The sequence below is a fragment of the Blautia luti genome (assembly GCF_013304735.1).
Lineage (GTDB): Bacteria > Bacillota > Clostridia > Lachnospirales > Lachnospiraceae > Blautia_A.
The window spans coordinates 1-17,951 of the sequence record NZ_JAAITI010000011.1; the positions used below are offsets into that span (position 1 = coordinate 1).

Here is a 17,951-nt window from a genome sequence, read left to right on the forward strand (position 1 = left end):
GGTGTGGAGCGGGGGAAAATCCGGAGATAACTTCAAAGGATTACCTATCGCTATCGGGTGCAAAATCCCAGGGAATTAAGCAGCTGATGAGCGGTGGTGGTGTTATCCTGATCGGAACACAGCTGATCCCGCTTCTGAGTGGATTATTTGGTTAAGAGAAAGGAGTAGAGATCCATGTTCAGTCAGATTTTTGATGCGATTGAGGAATGGATGAGGGAACTCTTAACCGGGATGATCACTTCCAATCTGGACACGATGTTTACTGATGTCAATCAAAAGACCGGTGAGATTGCTACCCAAGTTGGACAGACCCCGCAAGGGTGGAACAGCAGCATATTCAGTATGATCCGGAATCTATCGGATTCTGTGATCATGCCGATCGCAGGTATTATTATCACACTCGTACTCTGCTACGAATTGATTTCTATGCTGACCGAGCGTAACAACATGCATGATATTGATACCTGGATGTTTTTCAAGTACTTCGTAAAAATGTGGATCGCTGTATATCTGGTGAGTAACACATTTACGATCACAATGGCGGTATTCGATGTGGGCCAGCACGTAGTTAATTCTGCAGCCGGTGTTATCAGAGGAAGTACCGCCATTGATATTTCTTCGGCATTGACGGATCTTTCCGCAACACTGGAAAGTATGGAAATCGGAGAACTTGTTGTATTAGCGCTGGAAACCCTTATTGCCGGCTTCTGTATGAGAATCCTGTCTGTACTGATCACAGTGATCATGTATGGACGTATGATAGAGATTTACTTATATACCTCAGTTGCGCCGATTCCATTCGCAACTATGAGTAACAGAGAATGGGGACAGATCGGCACGAATTATTTCAGAGGACTCTTTGCCCTGGCTTTCCAGGCATTTCTGATGATGGTATGCGTTGCAATCTATGCAGTGCTTGTTGCAGGTATCCAGTATTCAGATAATCTGAGTTCTTCATTATTTGGCGTTATGGCTTATACGGTGATCTTATGTTACAGCCTCTTTAAGACAGCATCATTAAGTAAGTCGATATTTAACGCGCACTAATTTACAGGAAGGAGTGAAAATCATGGCATATGTCAGCGTACCGAAAGACTTAACGAAGGTAAAAAATAAAGTAGCATTTAACCTGACCAAAAGACAGCTGATCTGTATTGGGATTGGTGCTGCAATGGGAATTCCAAGCTATTTCCTCTTGCGTAATGTGATGGGAAACAGTAATGCGGCAACGGTCATGGTGCTTTTGATGTTACCGGCATTTTTATTTGCCATGTACGAAAAAGACGGGATGCACCTAGAAGATGTTCTGATGCATATGATCCGGGTGAAGTTTCTTCGTCCACCCGTCAGAAAATATGAAACTGAAAACTATTATGAAACAGATCCGGAACAGATCAGACAGTCTCCGGATGCAGAAAAACCGAAAGGAGGAAAAACGGTTGCGAAAAAAGAAAAATAAGAAAACTGTCGCAGATACCGGATGCAAAAAAGTAGACAGAAAAGAGAAAAAGAAAAAGGAAAGGCAGGAAGAAAAACACAGGCAGAAAAAACTGTCCGTCCAGCAGTCGATCGCTTATAAGGAAATGGGAAAAGATGGGATCTGCAGGGTACAGGGAAAAACGTATTCTAAGTGTATTCGCTTCTATGATATCAACTACCAGCTGGCTCAGAACGAAGATAAAAATGCGATCTTTGAAAACTGGTGTGATTTTCTCAATTACTTTGATGCCAGTATCCATTTTCAGCTGAGCTTTATCAATCATAAAAGCAGCATGAAAGAATTTGAACAGGTCATCCGGATCCGTCCTCAGGATGATGCTTTTGACGATGTTCGTATGGAATATGCCAAGATGTTGAAACAGCAGCTGGCGAAAGGAAATAATGGACTGGTGAAATCAAAATATATCACCTTTTCCATCGAAGCAGACAATATCCGGGAAGCAAAGCCAAAGCTGGAACGTATTGAATCAGATATCCTGAACAACTTCAAGATCCTTGGAGTTCCAGCCTATCCATTGAATGGAGTGGAAAGATTGCAGATTTTGTATGAGACTTTCAATCCGGATGTGATGACAGATTTCCAGTTTGACTATGGATCCATGATCCGGACAGGACTCAATACAAAGGATTATGTGGCACCGACCAGTTTTGTGTTCCGGGACAGAAATACATTCCAGATGGGAAATACCATCGGGGCTGTCTCCTATCTGCAGATCCTGGCGCCGGAGCTTACGGATAAGATGCTGGCAGAATTTCTGGATATTGATAAGAACCTGATCGTCAACCTGCATGTGCAGTCGGTGGATCAGATGAAAGCAATCAAGCTTGTAAAAAGCAAGGTCACAGATATCAACAGAATGAAAATTGAAGAGCAGAAAAAGGCGGTAAGATCTGGATACGACATGGATATCATCCCATCGGATCTGAATACGTATGGCGGAGAAGCCAAACGTCTTTTGGAAGATCTGCAGTCACGAAATGAGCGTATGTTCCTTGTAACAGCGCTCTTTTTAAATACTGCAAAGACAAAACAGGCACTGGATAATGCCATCTTCCAGACGGCCGGTATTGCACAGAAATATAACTGTGTGCTGAAACGTCTGGATTATCAGCAGGAAGAAGGATTGATGAGCAGTGTTCCGTTGGGAGTAAATCATATCCCAATCAGGCGGGCTCTTACGACTACCAGTACAGCAATCTTTGTTCCGTTTACGACACAGGAGCTTTTTATGACAGGAGAATCCTTATATTACGGATTGAATGCACTCAGTAACAACATGATCATGGTGGATCGTAAAAAGCTCAAAAACCCGAATGGACTGATCCTTGGTACGCCTGGATCTGGTAAATCCTTTGCAGCAAAAAGAGAAATCACCAACGCTTTCTTTGTTACGAAGGATGACATTATCATCGGAGATCCGGAGGGTGAGTATTACCCACTGGTCCATGCACTTGGCGGACAGGTCGTACACATTTCACCAACCAGTAAGGATTATATCAATCCGATGGATATCAATATGGATTATTCCGATGATGACAATCCACTTGGTGTAAAATCCGATTTCGTCCTGTCCTTATGTGAGCTGATCATGGGAAGCAGGGATGGCATTGAAGCGGAAGAAAAATCCGTGATCGATCGTTGTCTTCCACTGGTGTATCAGAAGTACTTTGCAGATCCAAAACCGGAAAATATGCCGGTCCTCGGTGATCTGTATGACTGCCTTAGAAAACAGAAAGAACCACAGGCCCAGAGGATTGCAACAGCACTGGAAATCTATGTAAATGGATCACTGAAAGTGTTCAATCATAGAACCAACGTGGAACTGAATAACCGTATTGTCTGCTTTGACATTAAGGAACTTGGAAAGCAGCTGAAGAAAATCGGAATGCTCATCGTCCAGGATCAGGTATGGAACAGAGTTACGATCAACCGTGGCATCAAATCTACCAGGTACTATATCGATGAATTCCACCTTCTGCTCAAAGAAGAACAGACAGCAGCTTATTCTGTAGAAATCTGGAAGAGATTCAGAAAATGGGGTGGTATTCCAAGTGGTATCACCCAGAATATCAAAGATCTTCTTGCCAGCAGGGAAATTGAAAATATCTTTGAGAACAGTGATTTTATCCTGATGCTGAACCAGGCGGCAGGTGACAGACAGATCCTCGCAAAACAGCTGAATATTTCCCCATATCAGTTGTCCTATGTGACGAATTCCGGGGAAGGAGAAGGACTTCTTTTCTATGGAACAACAATTATTCCATTTAAGGACAAGTTCGATAAAAACTTGAAGCTGTACAGTTTGATGACTACAAAACCGGAAGAAGTTGAAAAACGAGAGAAAGAAATGGAGGCGGAAAAGCATGAAGGAAATCGATAAGATCCGAATCAGGCAGTGGAACCAGGATAATCCTTACATTCAGATGAAAAATCTGGAAAATGCGCAGCCCGGATACCGTGTTCATACAGTTAATGACGATCATCATCTGTATGAGCTTCCGCTGGAAACACAGAATATTATCCTTGACTGGGTATTCTGGAATTTCTATCCGGCACAAAAGATCTACCCACATCTTACCAGTGATGATCTGAAAGAAGTTTTGTATAAACGAACCCAGATCCATCTGTACAATAACCAGTTCAAGGAAGCCATGCTGATCAATAGATTCTGGCCAAGAGATCCGAGTGAGCTGAACTGGGTATTTCATATTCAGGCAAGCTCTCCGGCAATCAGGACACAGGCAGATGGTTATCCTGGTATCCCGATTATAGGACGCCAGGAACTGAATGAGTACAGAAAGAAAAGTTGTGCCAGGAGGTGATGACCTATAGCTGGAAAAGAATTTAAAGGCAAAGATAAAAAGGTCGCAAAGATGACCAGGGATGGTCTGACAGAAGAAAATCTTCGTGATGGTAGTGTAAAAGATATCAGTCACAGGAGTCGAGGACGACCGGAAAATAAGGAAGAATTTGTTCCGGAACGGGAACGAAAAAAGGCTGAGAATGAAGATTCAAAATCGGGAAAAGGGAAACGACTGCAGATGGAAAAGATCCGGAAATCATCTGCCCGGCAGGAGATATTCGAAGATTCAGTAGAAAACGGAACAGAAGATGTAACGGATAATAAAACAAAAGATACATCGCATGATAAGTTGTCTGCCTACCAGAAGAAACTGCATCGTCATGAAAAAATCCCGGATGATGATAACAATCTGAACAGTCAAAAGAAATCCATTCGGAAGAAGCAGCTGCAAAAACAGATGACCAAAGAACAGGCAAAAGCCGGAAGATTATCCTTTGATGATGAAGGAAATCAGATGGTGAAAGGTGCTGGCATGAAACCGGGAGGGACAGCCGGGAAGTACATTGCCACACAAGCTGTTATATCTGGCATGAAAGCAGTCACTTCCGAAGAGGAAGAAACAGATGAAAATGCAGGTGTGGAAAGTGCCAGACTTGCAGAGCGTGAAACAGAAGCTGCGTTACGTGGCCTACGTCATGCTCAGATCCGGAGCAAACGAACGGATGTGAAAACCCATCGCAAAGGTTATCGTGAGGCTACTGTAGAAAAGAAACTGAAATTTGGTTCTGCAGAAAGTATGGAAGGAGTCAAACATGCAGAATCGGTAAAGAACGCTGAGCAAAAGAGACATTTCTATAACCGCCTCTTTCAGAAAAAACGATATAAGGATGCATACCGGGCAGCCAGAGCCGGAAAATCCGCTGGCAGTCTAGGTGGAGCGACAACCATTGCCGGTGTCGAGAACATGACGGTAAAAGCAAAGATTGCCTTGAAAGAGATCATAAAGCGTAATCGTGCCATGTTCGCAGGCATCGGTATTTTTGCGCTTCTTTTTCTTGTCATAGCAGTATCTCTGGGGAGCTGCAGTGCTTCTATCGAGGGTGCTGGATCTGTAATCGGTATTACAACGTATCCAAGTTCAGACGAGGATATTTATGCTGCCGAAAACAGATATGCTGCTTTGGAAAGTGCCTTGAATCAGCAGATCAATGAGATGGAACGAAGACATCCAAATTATGACGAGTATCAGTACAACATTGCTGAGATTGGTCATAATCCATACCATCTTATCTCGTATCTTACCGCAAAATACGGGGACTGGACGTACTCAGATGTTGAAAACGAGCTGCAATCTCTTTTTGAAGCACAATATCATCTGAATACAGAAGGTCGAACAGAAACGGTGACAGAAACCAGAAATGTTCGAGTCGGAGAATCATTAGGACAGGTAGTGACCAGCGGATATTGTAACTGTCGAATCTGTTGTGGTGTATGGTCCGGAGGTCCAACTGCCAGTGGGGCATATCCAACTGCAAACCATACCATTGCTGTAGATGCTTCCAATCCATTTGTGCCGATTGGCACTAAGGTAGTAATGAATGGTGTGGAATACACAGTTGAGGATACCGGAGCCTTTGCACGATATGGTGTGCAGTTTGACGTTTACTATGATAACCATGCTGCCGCTTCTGCTCATGGACATCAGACCTGGGAAGCCTATATCGCAGATGACAATGGCAGTCAGGAAGTAACGGTTACCAGTACAAGCACTAAGAAGATTCTATATGTGACACTGACAAATGGAAGCTTTGACGCTGTGGCAAGAGCCAATCTGAATGCGGAGCAGCTGATCATCTATAATGCATTAAATACGACCTATGGAAACAGAAATTATCTGTGGGATGTAAACAATGTGACCAGTGGATCAGGCGGTAATGGAATGAGTTATGAGATTCCACCGGAAGCACTGCAGGATGAAGAATTTGCCCGGATGATTCGGGAAGCAGAAAAATATCTGGGAGTACCTTATGTATGGGGTGGCTACTCTTCGTCCGGATTTGATTGCTCAGGTTTCGTATCCTATGTCATTAACCACTGTGGTAATGGCTGGAACTATGGACGATTGACCGCGGATGGATTAAGAGGCGTATGTACTTATGTATCACCGGGAGAAGCAAAACCAGGAGATTTGATCTTCTTCCAGGGAACATATAACACATCCGGTGCAAGCCATGTGGGTATCTATGTCGGCAACAATATGATGATCCATTGCGGGGATCCGATCCATTACTCAAATATCAGCACATCCTACTGGCAGCAACATTTCATGTGCTTTGGAAGACTGCCATAAAGGGGTGAACGAAGGGAGGTGAAAGTTTGAATAAAAAGATTAAAAAATATCTGGATGAGATTGCCAAGACAGAGAAAAAGATCGCGGATCTGCAGCAATATCTTAGGGGTGTCCAGACTGCATTAAAGCAGGAAGAGGACAATGAGATGATCAGGTGCATCCGTGGTATGAAGATGGATAATGATCAGTTATATGATCTTTTGGATGGTATCCAGAGTGGAAAAGTTAAATTTCAGGTAAGCAGGGAGTCTGACGATGAAGGTTCAGGCTCCTTTGTATTCACAGAAGAAAATAAGGAGGAATATCAGAATGGTGAAATGGAAGAAAATGAATAAGAAAATGACAGGACTGCTGTTGGGAGTCATGATGCTTTTTACAGCATCAACCACAGCATTTGCCTATGTGGATGAATCGGCAGAGGCATCCAAAGTAGAGACAACTCAGACGGAACAGTCAACAGACAAAGAAGAGAAAAAGGACGAGGCGACAAACACAAACGAGGTGCTGCCGGAAGATGGAACAGACAAGGGAACTGCATTTACGACACCTGGCAATGGTGAAGTCAAGGATGACATTACCGATGATTCCACAAAGGAATTTCTTACGGTTACAACGAAGAATAACAATACTTTCTATATCGTGATCGACCGCAGTGCCACATCACAGAATGTCTATATGTTATCCCAGATTGATGAGAATGATCTGTCCGAATTTCTGGATAAAGACAGCACTGCTACTGTCGTAACACCACAGCCAGATAAATCAAAGGTAGTGCTGGATGAAACAAATAATGAGGATGTAGACAAGGAAGCTACTGTTGATCCTGAGAAAACTTCATCTGCAAAATCTAATATGGGCGTAATGGCAACTATCCTTATCCTGGCTCTTGGCGGTGTGGCAGCATACTACTACTTCAAGATCTATAAGCCAAAGAAGGAAGAAGAAGAGGATGATCAGCCGGAAGGCTTAGAAACAGGGGACTTAGAGACTGTAGAAGATGATGAAGAACTGGATGACGAGCCAGAAGATTTTGAGGATTCAGAAAAATAAATAAAATTTTTTTAACGGAGAGCCTGTAAAATGCAGTCTCTCCTTTTGTATATGTGAAGGAGGTAATACATCATGTATTTAGTAATTGCAGAAAAACCAAGTGTATCAAGAGCAATCGCAGAGGTGATTGGAGCACAGGAACGAGAAGACGGATATTTAAGAGGAACCGACTGTATGGTCAGCTGGTGTTTCGGACATCTGGCAGAATATGTTTCACCGGATGCTTACGATGAGAAATTTAACCAGTGGAGATATGAAGATCTCCCGATCATCCCGAAAGACTGGAAAGTTACAGTCTCAGAAGATAAGAAAGATCAGTTCTATATCTTAAAAAGACTGCTCAACAGTCCGGAAATTGAATATGTCGTAAATGCCTGTGATGCCGGACGTGAAGGAGAATTAATCTTCAAACATGTCTATGACTTATCCGGAAGTAAAAAGCCGGTGAAACGATTATGGATTAGTTCTTTGGAAGATTCAGCAATCCTTGATGGAATGCAGCATCTGAGATCCGCAGAGGAATACCGGCATCTGGCCGAAGCTGCTGTATGCCGTTCTCAGGCTGACTGGCTGGTAGGAATGAATGCAACCAGAGCTTACACCACAAAGTACTTCAAAAAGCTGACCGTTGGAAGGGTTCAGACACCGACACTTGCCATGTTGGTGGAACGTGCCGGACAGATCAGCAATTTCCAGAAAGAAAAGTATTTCAATGTAGAACTGGATTGTGACGGAATTCCGGCAGTAAAACCAAAGATCTTTGATCCAGATGAGGCGGAACAGTTAAGAAGCAGATGCCAGGGAAGTGAAGCTAGTATCACTGCAGTAAAAGAAACGGAAAAGAAAGTAAAAGCACCAAAGCTTTATGATCTGACCACATTGCAGAGAGAGGCAAACCGTATCTATGGAATGACAGCAAAACAGACACTGGATACCTCCCAGAGCCTGTACGAAAAGAAGCTGATCACTTATCCAAGAACGGACAGCCAGTATCTGACCGAAGATATGGAGCAGACTGCTAGAAATGTGGTTCGTCAGATTTATGAGAAATATCAGCTGACAGGTCCTTTTGATCAGACGGAGCAGCCAAATGTGAAGAAAGTCATGAATAACAGCAAAGTGACAGATCACCATGCAATCATTCCAACGCTGGAGCTTGCATCCTGCCATCTGGATGAATTGAAATCCTGGGAAGAAAAGATTCTGTTCCTGATTGCAGTCCATACGGTCATGGCAATGAGTAAAGATCACATTTACCAAGAAACAGAGATTGAGGTGGAATGCCAGGAAGAAATCTTCAAGGCAAAAGGAAAAACCGTGCTGCAGGATGGATGGAAACTCTTTGAAAACTGCTTCAAGAATAAGGATCGCATGGCAATCACAGATCCGGATCAGGAAATGAAAGACCAAATCCCGAAAGTAACCAAAGGACAGACTTTCTATGCTGTAGATGCAGAAAAGACAGAGCATTTTACATCGCCACCAAAACCATACAGTGAAGATACTCTCCTTGCGGCAATGGAAACTGCTGGAAATAAGGAATTCGATGAAGATACGGAAAAGAAAGGATTAGGAACTCCGGCAACAAGAGCCGGTATCATCGAAAAACTGATCTATTCCCAGTATGCCACCCGAAAAGGAAAACAGATCCTTCCAACAGATGATGGAAAAGTCCTTGTTGAGATTCTGCCAGACTTCCTGAAATCTGCAGGTATGACTGCAGAATGGGAAAACCAGTTGCTTTTGATGGAGCATGGAGAGATTGCACCGGAACAGTTTATGACTGGGATCAAAAACATGCTTACCATGATGCTGAATGGATGTGATGCGATTTCCGAAGAAGAAACAAGAAGATTTCAGACCAGAGAAAGCATTGGAACCTGTCCGGTATGTGGAAGCCTGGTATATGAAAGCAAAACCAACTTCTATTGCAGCGACCATGATTGTCACTTTGCTCTCTGGAAAGATAACCGCTATCTGCAGAGCATGGAAAAAAACATGGATAAAAAGATGGCCGCAGAACTTCTGAAAAACGGAAGTGTGCATGTAAAAGACCTGTATTCCAGAAAGAAAAATATGTACTTTGAGGCAGATCTCCATATGGATACAGATGAAACCGGAAAGGTGAATTTTTCTTTATCCTTTCCCAAAAAGAAACCAAAAAACAAAAGCAAAAAGAAATAAGAAAACAGATTAGAGGAGGAAACGAAGAATGAATTTTAATGAATTTGTAAATGAAGTAAAGGACAATATCAAACTCTTTTTACCAAAGGATTATGAGAATGCAGAAGTATCAACGATGGAGTGTCAGAAACTGAACCGTGCCTATACGGGACTGATGGTGAGAAAAGAAGGTGAGATGCTTACCCCGACGATCAATCTTAACCAGCTGTATGAAGCATATAAAGCACAGCCTGGTGTAACAATGGAAACTGTATGCAGAAAGATTGCAGATATAGTTATTGAGGCACCGATACAGGTTGATCTGAAAGCTATTTTTAATTATGAAGATGTGAAGGACAAGCTGTTTATCCGTGTATCATCAGCCGAAGCAAATAAGGAAGTCCTCGAAAATGCGCCACACCAGCTGAAGGAAGATCTCGCAATCACCTATCATGTGGCAGTAGGTAAGGATCAGGATGGATTAAGTTCCATGTTTATCAAAAATGATCTGCTTGAACAGTATGGAATCTCTGTAGAACAGCTTCATGAAGATGCTATGAAAAGTTCACCGCGTGTCATGGCCCCGGAGGTATCAAGTATAGGTGCATTGATAGATGAAATGTACCAGAAAAATATTCTCATGCTGACACCGGATGAACGTGAAATGCTGCAGGAAACATTGCAGGAATCAAGCGAGATGCCGACATTCTTTGTTGTTACGAATACAGAAAGAATTGATGGAGCCGGTGTGATCTTTTATCCGGAATTCATGGATAACATGGGGGAACTTCTGGGAAATGATTTCTTCATTTTGCCATCATCCATCCATGAAATGCTGGTCTTGCCAGATGACGGGCAAGTGGATGCAGAAATGTTAAGAGATATGGTAAAAGAAGTCAATGCCACTCAGGTAGCACCAGCAGAACGCCTTACCAATGATGTATATCACTTTGATACAAAGGATCATGTCTTTGAAAAAGCTGACAGATTCACAGAACGTCAGAAAGAAAAAGAAGCACAGGCTGCAAAAACAGAGAAAACAGGAAAAGAACAGCCAGATCAGAAACCGAAAACAAAGAAACATGATATGGAACTTTAATACCAAGCATGAAAACCGTTAAATGAGCAAACGCCCTGCGGCATAAAGAAATGTCGTGGGGCATTTTTGAAAAGGAGAAGATTATGACGAAAGAAAACATTAAAACAAATACAAGCTTAAGATACAGCCAGTATCAAAAAAGATTATTACACACATTTTCGTTTGAAAAAATGAAGAAGCAAATTGAGATGTTACATGATCAGGAATTTATTATAAATGTGCCGATTGGAGGTGTTGTTGATGGCAGATAAATTAGAGCAGGTAGCAATTCGTATGGTGGAGCAGCCGCCACTTTATAGTAAAGAACCAATGAACAATCCGGATGCCGCCATTCGTGTTATGAATGAATTTCTTTCTCAGATGGATCGCGAACTCTTTTGTATTGTTAATCTACAGGCAGATTTAACACCAATCAATATGAATATCGTATCTGTAGGTTCATTGAATGAAGCATTGATTAATCCAAGAGAAATATTTAAGAGTGCAATTCTTTCTAATGCTCATTCAATGATGCTCATTCATAATCATCCGTCAGGAAATCTGACCCCATCTACATCGGATATCCAGACTACAGCAAGAATGCAGGAATTAGGTGAATTGATGGGGATTTCCTTGGTTGATCACATCATTACAGGACGGGATGGAAATTACTATTCCTTTCGAGATAAAGGAGAATTTCCAGATAGCAGGAACCGTTTTTCAACTCGTGTTGAAGACATTGATTTAACTAAAGGAATGGTGACAGAAGCCATCGCACCCTATGAAGAAGTAACAGATACAAAAGAAAAAGATAACGTAAGAGATATTTCAACGGTGCAGACAGCAACAATTCCATTACCGGTTCAGGGAAAAGATATGGACAGCATTATGCAGTCACTGGAATCCGGTGTGGAAGAACTTTTTACAAGTAACCGCTATCAGGAATTTCTTAAAACCATGGCAAAGTTTCACAATTATTCCTTTAATAATACAATGCTGATTGCTATGCAGCGACCGGATGCCACACTTGTTACCAGTTACAAAAACTGGCAGTCCATGGGTAGACAGGTCATGAAAGGCGAAAAAGGAATTACGATCATCGCACCAGCACCATATAAGAAAATGAAGGAAAAAGAGGTCCTGGATGAAAATCAGCGACCAATCATGGGAACCGATGGAAAACCTAAGACTGAAAAAGTGGAAGTTACGGTTCCACATTTTAAAGCAGTTACCGTCTTTGATATTGCTCAGACATCCGGGGAACCAATCCAGACACTGACACCGGAATTATTGACTGCAGCTGTGCAGAATTTTGATTCTTTCATGCAGGCTATTCAGAAAATATCCCCAGTGCCGATACGATTCGATGAGATCGATGGCAATGCCAATGGATATTATCACAATGCAGATAAGGAAATTGTGATCAAAAAAGGACTCAGTGAAAGCCAGACCTTAAAGACTGCTATTCATGAAACAGCCCATGCAAAATTGCATGACAGGGAAATCATGGAAAGCCTTGGTGTAGAAAAAGACCGATTGACAAAAGAGGTCGAGGCTGAATCCGTTGCTTACTGTGTGTGCTCTTCCTTTGGTTTGGATACATCGGATTATAGTTTTCCTTACATTGCAGGTTGGAGTAGCAGCCGGGAAATGAAGGAAATGAAAGCATCTATGGATGTGATCCGCAAGACAGCCGGTGAAATGATCGATCAGCTTACAGAAGAACTGGAAATCATTCTTGAAGAAAAACAGAAAACAGAATTACATGAAAAATACGGAATTCTGGTAGATGCACTGGAAGCAGCCGGATACCGCTATGATTATCGGGAAAGCGAACCGGGACATATTGTACTGGCACCGGATGGGACACATGAAATTGCTGGGTATTTGCAGTTTGAATCATGGGGAGATATCAAAGACTGGCTGGAAGATACGATTGCAGAAGGGACGGATGTTTCGGAAAGAGTTGATCGGGCTATGTACCCATTTAAGTATGATTATACCCTAGAGGAAGAAATGTTCAGAGGTAATGGTGACCGCTATGCGATTTATCATGTGGATGAAGACACACCGGGAAAACAACATTTATTTATGAATATGGCAATGGTCAAAGAAGATGGAATTACAATCGATGCAGAAAATTATAAATGTGTCTATTCTGGCAGATTACATGAAAATGAAAAGCTGGATGATTTGTATGCCGTATTCAACGATAATCCACCGGCAGATTATAAAGCACATTCTATGTCGGTCAGTGATGTTATCATTACAAACCGTGGTGGGGATATGCAGGCATATTACGTGGATCGATTTGGATTTGCAGAACTTCCAGACTTTGCAGCACAAAGAGAAAAAATACTCGATATTGTCCCGGAGATTGAAAATGTGGATTATGAAAATGATCTTACATGTATCAGCTTTTATGCGGCTGAATGTGCTGAATTTCCTGTAATGGGTGAAGTTCACTATGATCTGACATTACCGGAAGCCTTGGAAGCTTATGAGAAAATCCCATCAGAACGTATGCATGGACTGAAATGTGTTGGCTTTGATCTGAAAGACGGAAGTGATTATGAAGGAATGCAGAGTCTGATGATCGAAGGAAAAATACAGAAAGAATTTTTGAATTCGATTCCTGGATTTAGAGAAAATTCTTATGTGCAAAATGCAATCAGTCGTGTGGAAAAGTACTTGGAAGAAAGACATCCAAATGTGGAAAATCCACTGAAATTCAATAAGAAAGTGGATAACGAAAAAAATATAAGCGAAGAAAAAAACGAGAAGGAGCTGAATATACAGATGAAACCAATACCGAAAAAGAAAAGGGGGGAAATGAGCCTATGAGAAATGTAAACTTGGAAGAAAACGAACTGACTATTACTGCTATCTTCCAGCAGCACACAAAGGAAGAAACAATCCAAACACTGAAAGAAGCTTTGGAAGTTTTGGAACAGGAAGAAAGTGATCCTGAGAATGATGAAATGATTGAGATCATCAATTCTACAGTTGGAAAATTACAGCAGATCGAAGACAAATACTACTATTCTCTGGACCTGAATTATTATCTGAATAACTTGGAGGACGATGCCTATGAAGCTTAATCAATTTGCAGTCTACCGAGTAGATCAGCAGACAGCAGGAAAAGCACTGTGGCATCTGCCATATCAAGAAGCAAGACAGCAGAATGTGTCGATTACTGTCGAAAATTACCGAGTAATCTCGATTCATGAAATGCAGGAAGAAGAAAAAGTCGCTGACATCTGGAAACGAATGAAAAAGCAATGTGAAGTCAGTGACGTACTTGTACTGAACAGGGATGGAGAAATCAACTGCTACTATGTAGATGAGAACTATCCACAATATCTGGCCGGATTCATTCGTATCAATACATCGGGCGCACTGATCACTATGGAGACTGAGAATTATCAAATTGACGGAAAAAAAGGGAACTGGATTGCAACAGACACCATCATCATCGACGGGAAACAGTTTTATCTGATGGAGCATCAAGTATACCTGGATCAGGCTCAAGGTGTTATCCTGGATGCCTATGGGAAAATGGTTGTCGAAGAATGTAAGAAATTCGACGAAAAAACAAAACAAAAGATCCATAATTACATTCAACAGCAGGCACCGCTAAATTCAGTCGAACAGTTAAAACAAGATGGTCAAATCCGTCTGGAACATTACCAGAAATTCTACCAGAACGGCACTTATGAACGGAGCAGAGAATCCGGTACCGAAGCTAATTATGATATGGTGGATGGTTTGGTGAATAATCAGAAGAGGAATCAGGAAAAGACCTTTGATGTTCGCAGCAACAAACAGACTTCCCGAAATGAACAGGATAATAAACCTAAGAAACGAAGATCTGTGATCAAGCGACTCCATCAGAAACAGATTGCTATTGCTCGCCGGTCCGGAAAGCCGATACCCAAATACCTGGATCAGGAAATGGAAAGAAAGCGGGGGTAGAATATGCGAAGGTTAAAGTGTGAAAAAGAAACGATTATTCTGACCAATGAAGATGACGGATTCTATGATGTGTATACCTTCAATCAGAGTTTGCAGAAACGGTTACGGACCTTTGCTGAGAAGTATCCGGATGATTGCTGGTTGAAAGGATCTGCGGAGGATGGAAGTGAAACGTATATGATCAGAAAGGGACGGTTGTCTTTAAAACTGGTACCACCATATAGCACTTCAAGAAAAATGCAGGCAAAGGATATCAGCAAGATGAAAGAACTATCATAGGATGCGATTTAAGAGAAAAATGTCATGTGTAGACATGGAAAAATGAAAGCAAAATACGTTAGTTGATAAAGTGTATAGGCTCAAAAGGGAAAGTGCCCTTTTGGGCCTTATTTTGTGTTATTCCTCAAAAATGGGAATTATAAAGATTTAATTTTTTATTATGGATGTATATTGCAAAAGCTTATTTTGCTATACTGACAATATCAACAGAAGCCGGAGAGAGGAGCTGATCGTGGTGTAAGATAAAATTCCCATCCTGATAGGTAACTGCATAGATAAAGTTATCTATCAGGATTTTTTGAGTTATAATATCATTTTTTAACAACATGTATTTGACAGATTTCCTCGTAGAAAGTATCATAAATATATGCAACAACTGAATATCGTGGACTGTCCAGCTATATTTTTTTATTTGAATAGTCTTGCGTACAAGAGTATATAATCAATAAATAAATGTCTAATAAATCTTCTGGTCAACAGGTACAATATTGGTAACATAGACTAGAAGAGAGGTGTATATACTTGTGTGTGGAAGAGTATATTCCGTTAAGAATTGCGGAACTATGCCGGAAGCGAGGATATACAAAATATAGGTTAGCTCAGCTTACAGGAATAACGCAGACGGCTCTGGGAAATATGCTGAATCAGAAGAGTATGCCGACGATGGCTAATCTGGAAAAAATATGTGATGCATTTGAAATTACAATCGCACAATTTTTTTCAGATGATGAAAGCAGATTGGATCTGACAAAAGAGCAAAAAGAAATACTTGAGATTTGGGATGGCTTGGATGAGAAGGAAAGAGAAATTTTTATGACTTTTATCCGCAGCCTGAAGAAGTAATGGACAGTTCGACAAAGATGCGAGCTGTCTTTTTTATTTGAATCTATATAAAATATGCATTTTATACGCATGAAGAAATTGACAGAAAATTTCGGGGGGGGGTATAATTACACTGTATACTTATGCCACTTTTGAAAACACAACATCAGATGCTGGTACAACCAAAGTAAACAACAAAAGACGAATTTGACGAGGTGCTGAATGGCTTATACGGTAAAACAATTATTAGAATCGAAACAATTTCCTGATATGAGATTAGTGACATGTAAAGAAAATCTGAATCAGGAAATTAAAGGTATACGAATTATCGAAATAGAAGATATGGAAAGATATCTGACTGGAGGAGAGCTTCTTCTTACAAATATGAAAGTGTATTTCGGAGAAACGGACAGAGAGTTTCGGAAACATTTGAATGAACTGGAGAAGAAACAGGTCAGTGGATTTATTATAAAGCAGCATCCGGACATGGTACAGAAAGTCAATTATTATGATATTTTATTAAAGTTTTGTTCGGAACGTAATATTCCAGTGATAGAAATTTCGGAAGATGAGTATTATTGGGGTATTATAAAATATGTTATTCTGCAGATCTATGATGAAAATATCGCACGGTTGATTTATTTCAAATTGACACACGACAATATTTCTAACATGTTATTGGATGGAGAGGATTTTGAAGATCCAACTAAAAATATTTTGTTTCTATTGTCTTCCATGATTGATAATCCGGTAGCGTTATATTATAGTAACTTAACTTGCTGTGCGTCCACAACGCAGGATCTGTCTGATTTTGTATTTGAGAAAAATGTTGAGAAATATAAACCGGATATTGTTACCAGATTTGAATACAAAAAACAGAGAAAAGAGCATACGCAATATATTACAAAAATACATGTGTTAGGCCGAACAGAAATTTATTTGGTAGTCACGGAAGTGAATATGCCATTAACAATACTGGACTATATGGCATTGGAAAATGCTGTTATTACTTTACAGTATAGTTTTATGGAAACATATGCTAAAAATGAGATAGAAAAAAAATATCAACGAGATATTGAATATAGCTTGCTTAATGGTTTATTAACGGGCGATGAATTGAGTAAAGCTGCAAGAATGCTAAAATTGAAAGATACAGCTCAATATTGTGTGGTAAGTTTTCATACGATTTCAAGCAATAGCGAAGATTATTATACAAAAGAAGAATTAGAAGAAATCGGAGTGATAGAAGGCGAGATTCAGAGATTACTTCCGGATGAACATATTTACCAGAATCTGAATCAGATTGTGTGTATTCATGAAATTAAGCATGGGGAAACACAAGCAGGGTTCCGGGAAGAAATGGAAAAATTATATCAGACAGTACAGAAGCAGATTTTTCACAGAAATAAGACAACGGATTTTCAGATTGGCATTGGAAGTATTGTTAATGGATATGGAGATTTGAAAAAATCTTTTAAGGATTCAAAGAAAATCATAGACTATATGGATATGTTCAGATATCTCTATGGTGATAAGAATATATCGGTAGCCGATTTTTCTAAGCTCGGTTTTTTCCAGATTTTTGAAAAAATCGAAAATCGTGATGAACTGATGGAATATGTGCCAGAGTCACTTGTGAAATTATATTGGTATGATAAAGAACATGATGGAGAACTGATTGAAACGTTGCAGGCGTATCTGGACTGTGATAAGAGTGCGAATAAAGCAGCTGAAAAACTCTATGTAAATTATCGTACTCTTTCAGGGCGATTGAAAAAAATAAAAGATATTTCCGGCATTGATTTCAAGAATTCTGCTGAGATGCTGGCTGTTAGAAATGGAATCGTTTTATTCAAAATGGCAGAAACACTGTAATTCAAAGAGAAACTATATCTCTATGGTATGGTTTCTTTTTTTTGCGAAAAACCGA

Annotated in this window: 16 protein-coding genes and 1 pseudogene; all 17 read left to right on the forward strand. The window is 40.7% G+C overall.

The window, feature by feature from the left end:
• Nucleotides 1–56 precede the first annotated feature (56 nt).
• Nucleotides 57–155: pseudogene (locus tag G5B06_RS19000) on the forward strand (Maff2 family mobile element protein); the annotation flags it as partial.
• 19 nt (nucleotides 156–174) lie between these two features.
• Nucleotides 175–1,047, forward strand: a complete 873-nt coding sequence (locus tag G5B06_RS07850) for a VirB6/TrbL-like conjugal transfer protein, CD1112 family (RefSeq protein ID WP_117683025.1) — start codon at nucleotides 175–177, stop codon at nucleotides 1,045–1,047.
• A gap of 22 nt (nucleotides 1,048–1,069) precedes the next feature.
• The gene (locus G5B06_RS07855; RefSeq protein ID WP_005423573.1) at nucleotides 1,070–1,459 is read left to right on the forward strand and encodes a PrgI family protein; all 390 of its coding nucleotides are present in this window, start codon (nucleotides 1,070–1,072) and stop codon (nucleotides 1,457–1,459) included.
• Nucleotides 1,410–3,881: a VirB4-like conjugal transfer ATPase, CD1110 family gene (locus G5B06_RS07860; protein ID WP_173690227.1), complete on the forward strand. Its 2,472-nt coding sequence runs from the start codon at nucleotides 1,410–1,412 to the stop codon at nucleotides 3,879–3,881. The genes G5B06_RS07855 and G5B06_RS07860 overlap by 50 nt, the downstream gene beginning before the upstream one ends.
• The gene (locus G5B06_RS07865) at nucleotides 3,865–4,323 is read left to right on the forward strand and encodes a hypothetical protein (protein ID WP_005423581.1); all 459 of its coding nucleotides are present in this window, start codon (nucleotides 3,865–3,867) and stop codon (nucleotides 4,321–4,323) included. The genes G5B06_RS07860 and G5B06_RS07865 overlap by 17 nt, the downstream gene beginning before the upstream one ends.
• A gap of 51 nt (nucleotides 4,324–4,374) precedes the next feature.
• Nucleotides 4,375–6,654 (forward strand): CD1108 family mobile element protein, encoded by a 2,280-nt coding sequence (locus tag G5B06_RS07870; RefSeq protein WP_173690226.1) that lies wholly within the window; start codon nucleotides 4,375–4,377, stop codon nucleotides 6,652–6,654.
• A gap of 26 nt (nucleotides 6,655–6,680) precedes the next feature.
• Nucleotides 6,681–6,989 carry a DUF4315 family protein gene (locus tag G5B06_RS07875; protein WP_173690225.1) on the forward strand — a complete coding sequence of 103 codons (309 nt, stop codon included), beginning with the start codon at nucleotides 6,681–6,683 and terminating at the stop codon, nucleotides 6,987–6,989.
• Nucleotides 6,964–7,704 (forward strand): CD1107 family mobile element protein, encoded by a 741-nt coding sequence (locus G5B06_RS07880; protein ID WP_173690224.1) that lies wholly within the window; start codon nucleotides 6,964–6,966, stop codon nucleotides 7,702–7,704. The genes G5B06_RS07875 and G5B06_RS07880 overlap by 26 nt, the downstream gene beginning before the upstream one ends.
• A 72-nt stretch (nucleotides 7,705–7,776) precedes the next feature.
• The gene (locus G5B06_RS07885) at nucleotides 7,777–9,888 is read left to right on the forward strand and encodes a DNA topoisomerase 3 (RefSeq protein ID WP_173690223.1); all 2,112 of its coding nucleotides are present in this window, start codon (nucleotides 7,777–7,779) and stop codon (nucleotides 9,886–9,888) included.
• 28 nt (nucleotides 9,889–9,916) lie between these two features.
• Nucleotides 9,917–10,966 (forward strand): DUF5688 family protein, encoded by a 1,050-nt coding sequence (locus tag G5B06_RS07890; RefSeq protein ID WP_173690222.1) that lies wholly within the window; start codon nucleotides 9,917–9,919, stop codon nucleotides 10,964–10,966.
• Nucleotides 10,967–11,049: 83 nt separating this feature from the next.
• Nucleotides 11,050–11,217 carry a hypothetical protein gene (locus tag G5B06_RS07895; RefSeq protein ID WP_173690221.1) on the forward strand — a complete coding sequence of 56 codons (168 nt, stop codon included), beginning with the start codon at nucleotides 11,050–11,052 and terminating at the stop codon, nucleotides 11,215–11,217.
• Nucleotides 11,207–13,789, forward strand: coding sequence for a JAB domain-containing protein (locus G5B06_RS07900; protein ID WP_173690220.1), 2,583 nt, complete (start codon nucleotides 11,207–11,209; stop codon nucleotides 13,787–13,789). The genes G5B06_RS07895 and G5B06_RS07900 overlap by 11 nt, the downstream gene beginning before the upstream one ends.
• The gene (locus G5B06_RS07905; RefSeq protein WP_005423594.1) at nucleotides 13,786–14,046 is read left to right on the forward strand and encodes a transposon-transfer assisting family protein; all 261 of its coding nucleotides are present in this window, start codon (nucleotides 13,786–13,788) and stop codon (nucleotides 14,044–14,046) included. Before G5B06_RS07900 ends, G5B06_RS07905 begins: the two co-directional genes overlap by 4 nt.
• Entirely contained in the window at nucleotides 14,036–14,920 is an 885-nt protein-coding gene (locus tag G5B06_RS07910) for a DUF4316 domain-containing protein (protein WP_173690219.1), read from the forward strand. The genes G5B06_RS07905 and G5B06_RS07910 overlap by 11 nt, the downstream gene beginning before the upstream one ends.
• Nucleotides 14,921–14,923: 3 nt before the next feature.
• Nucleotides 14,924–15,199: a hypothetical protein gene (locus tag G5B06_RS07915; RefSeq protein WP_004843816.1), complete on the forward strand. Its 276-nt coding sequence runs from the start codon at nucleotides 14,924–14,926 to the stop codon at nucleotides 15,197–15,199.
• A gap of 528 nt (nucleotides 15,200–15,727) precedes the next feature.
• Entirely contained in the window at nucleotides 15,728–16,042 is a 315-nt protein-coding gene (locus G5B06_RS19240; RefSeq protein WP_233447348.1) for a helix-turn-helix domain-containing protein, read from the forward strand.
• 201 nt (nucleotides 16,043–16,243) lie between these two features.
• A complete protein-coding gene (locus G5B06_RS07925) occupies nucleotides 16,244–17,896 on the forward strand; it encodes a PucR family transcriptional regulator (RefSeq protein ID WP_173690218.1) in 1,653 nt (550 codons plus the stop codon).
• The last annotated feature ends 55 nt before the right edge of the window (nucleotides 17,897–17,951 follow it).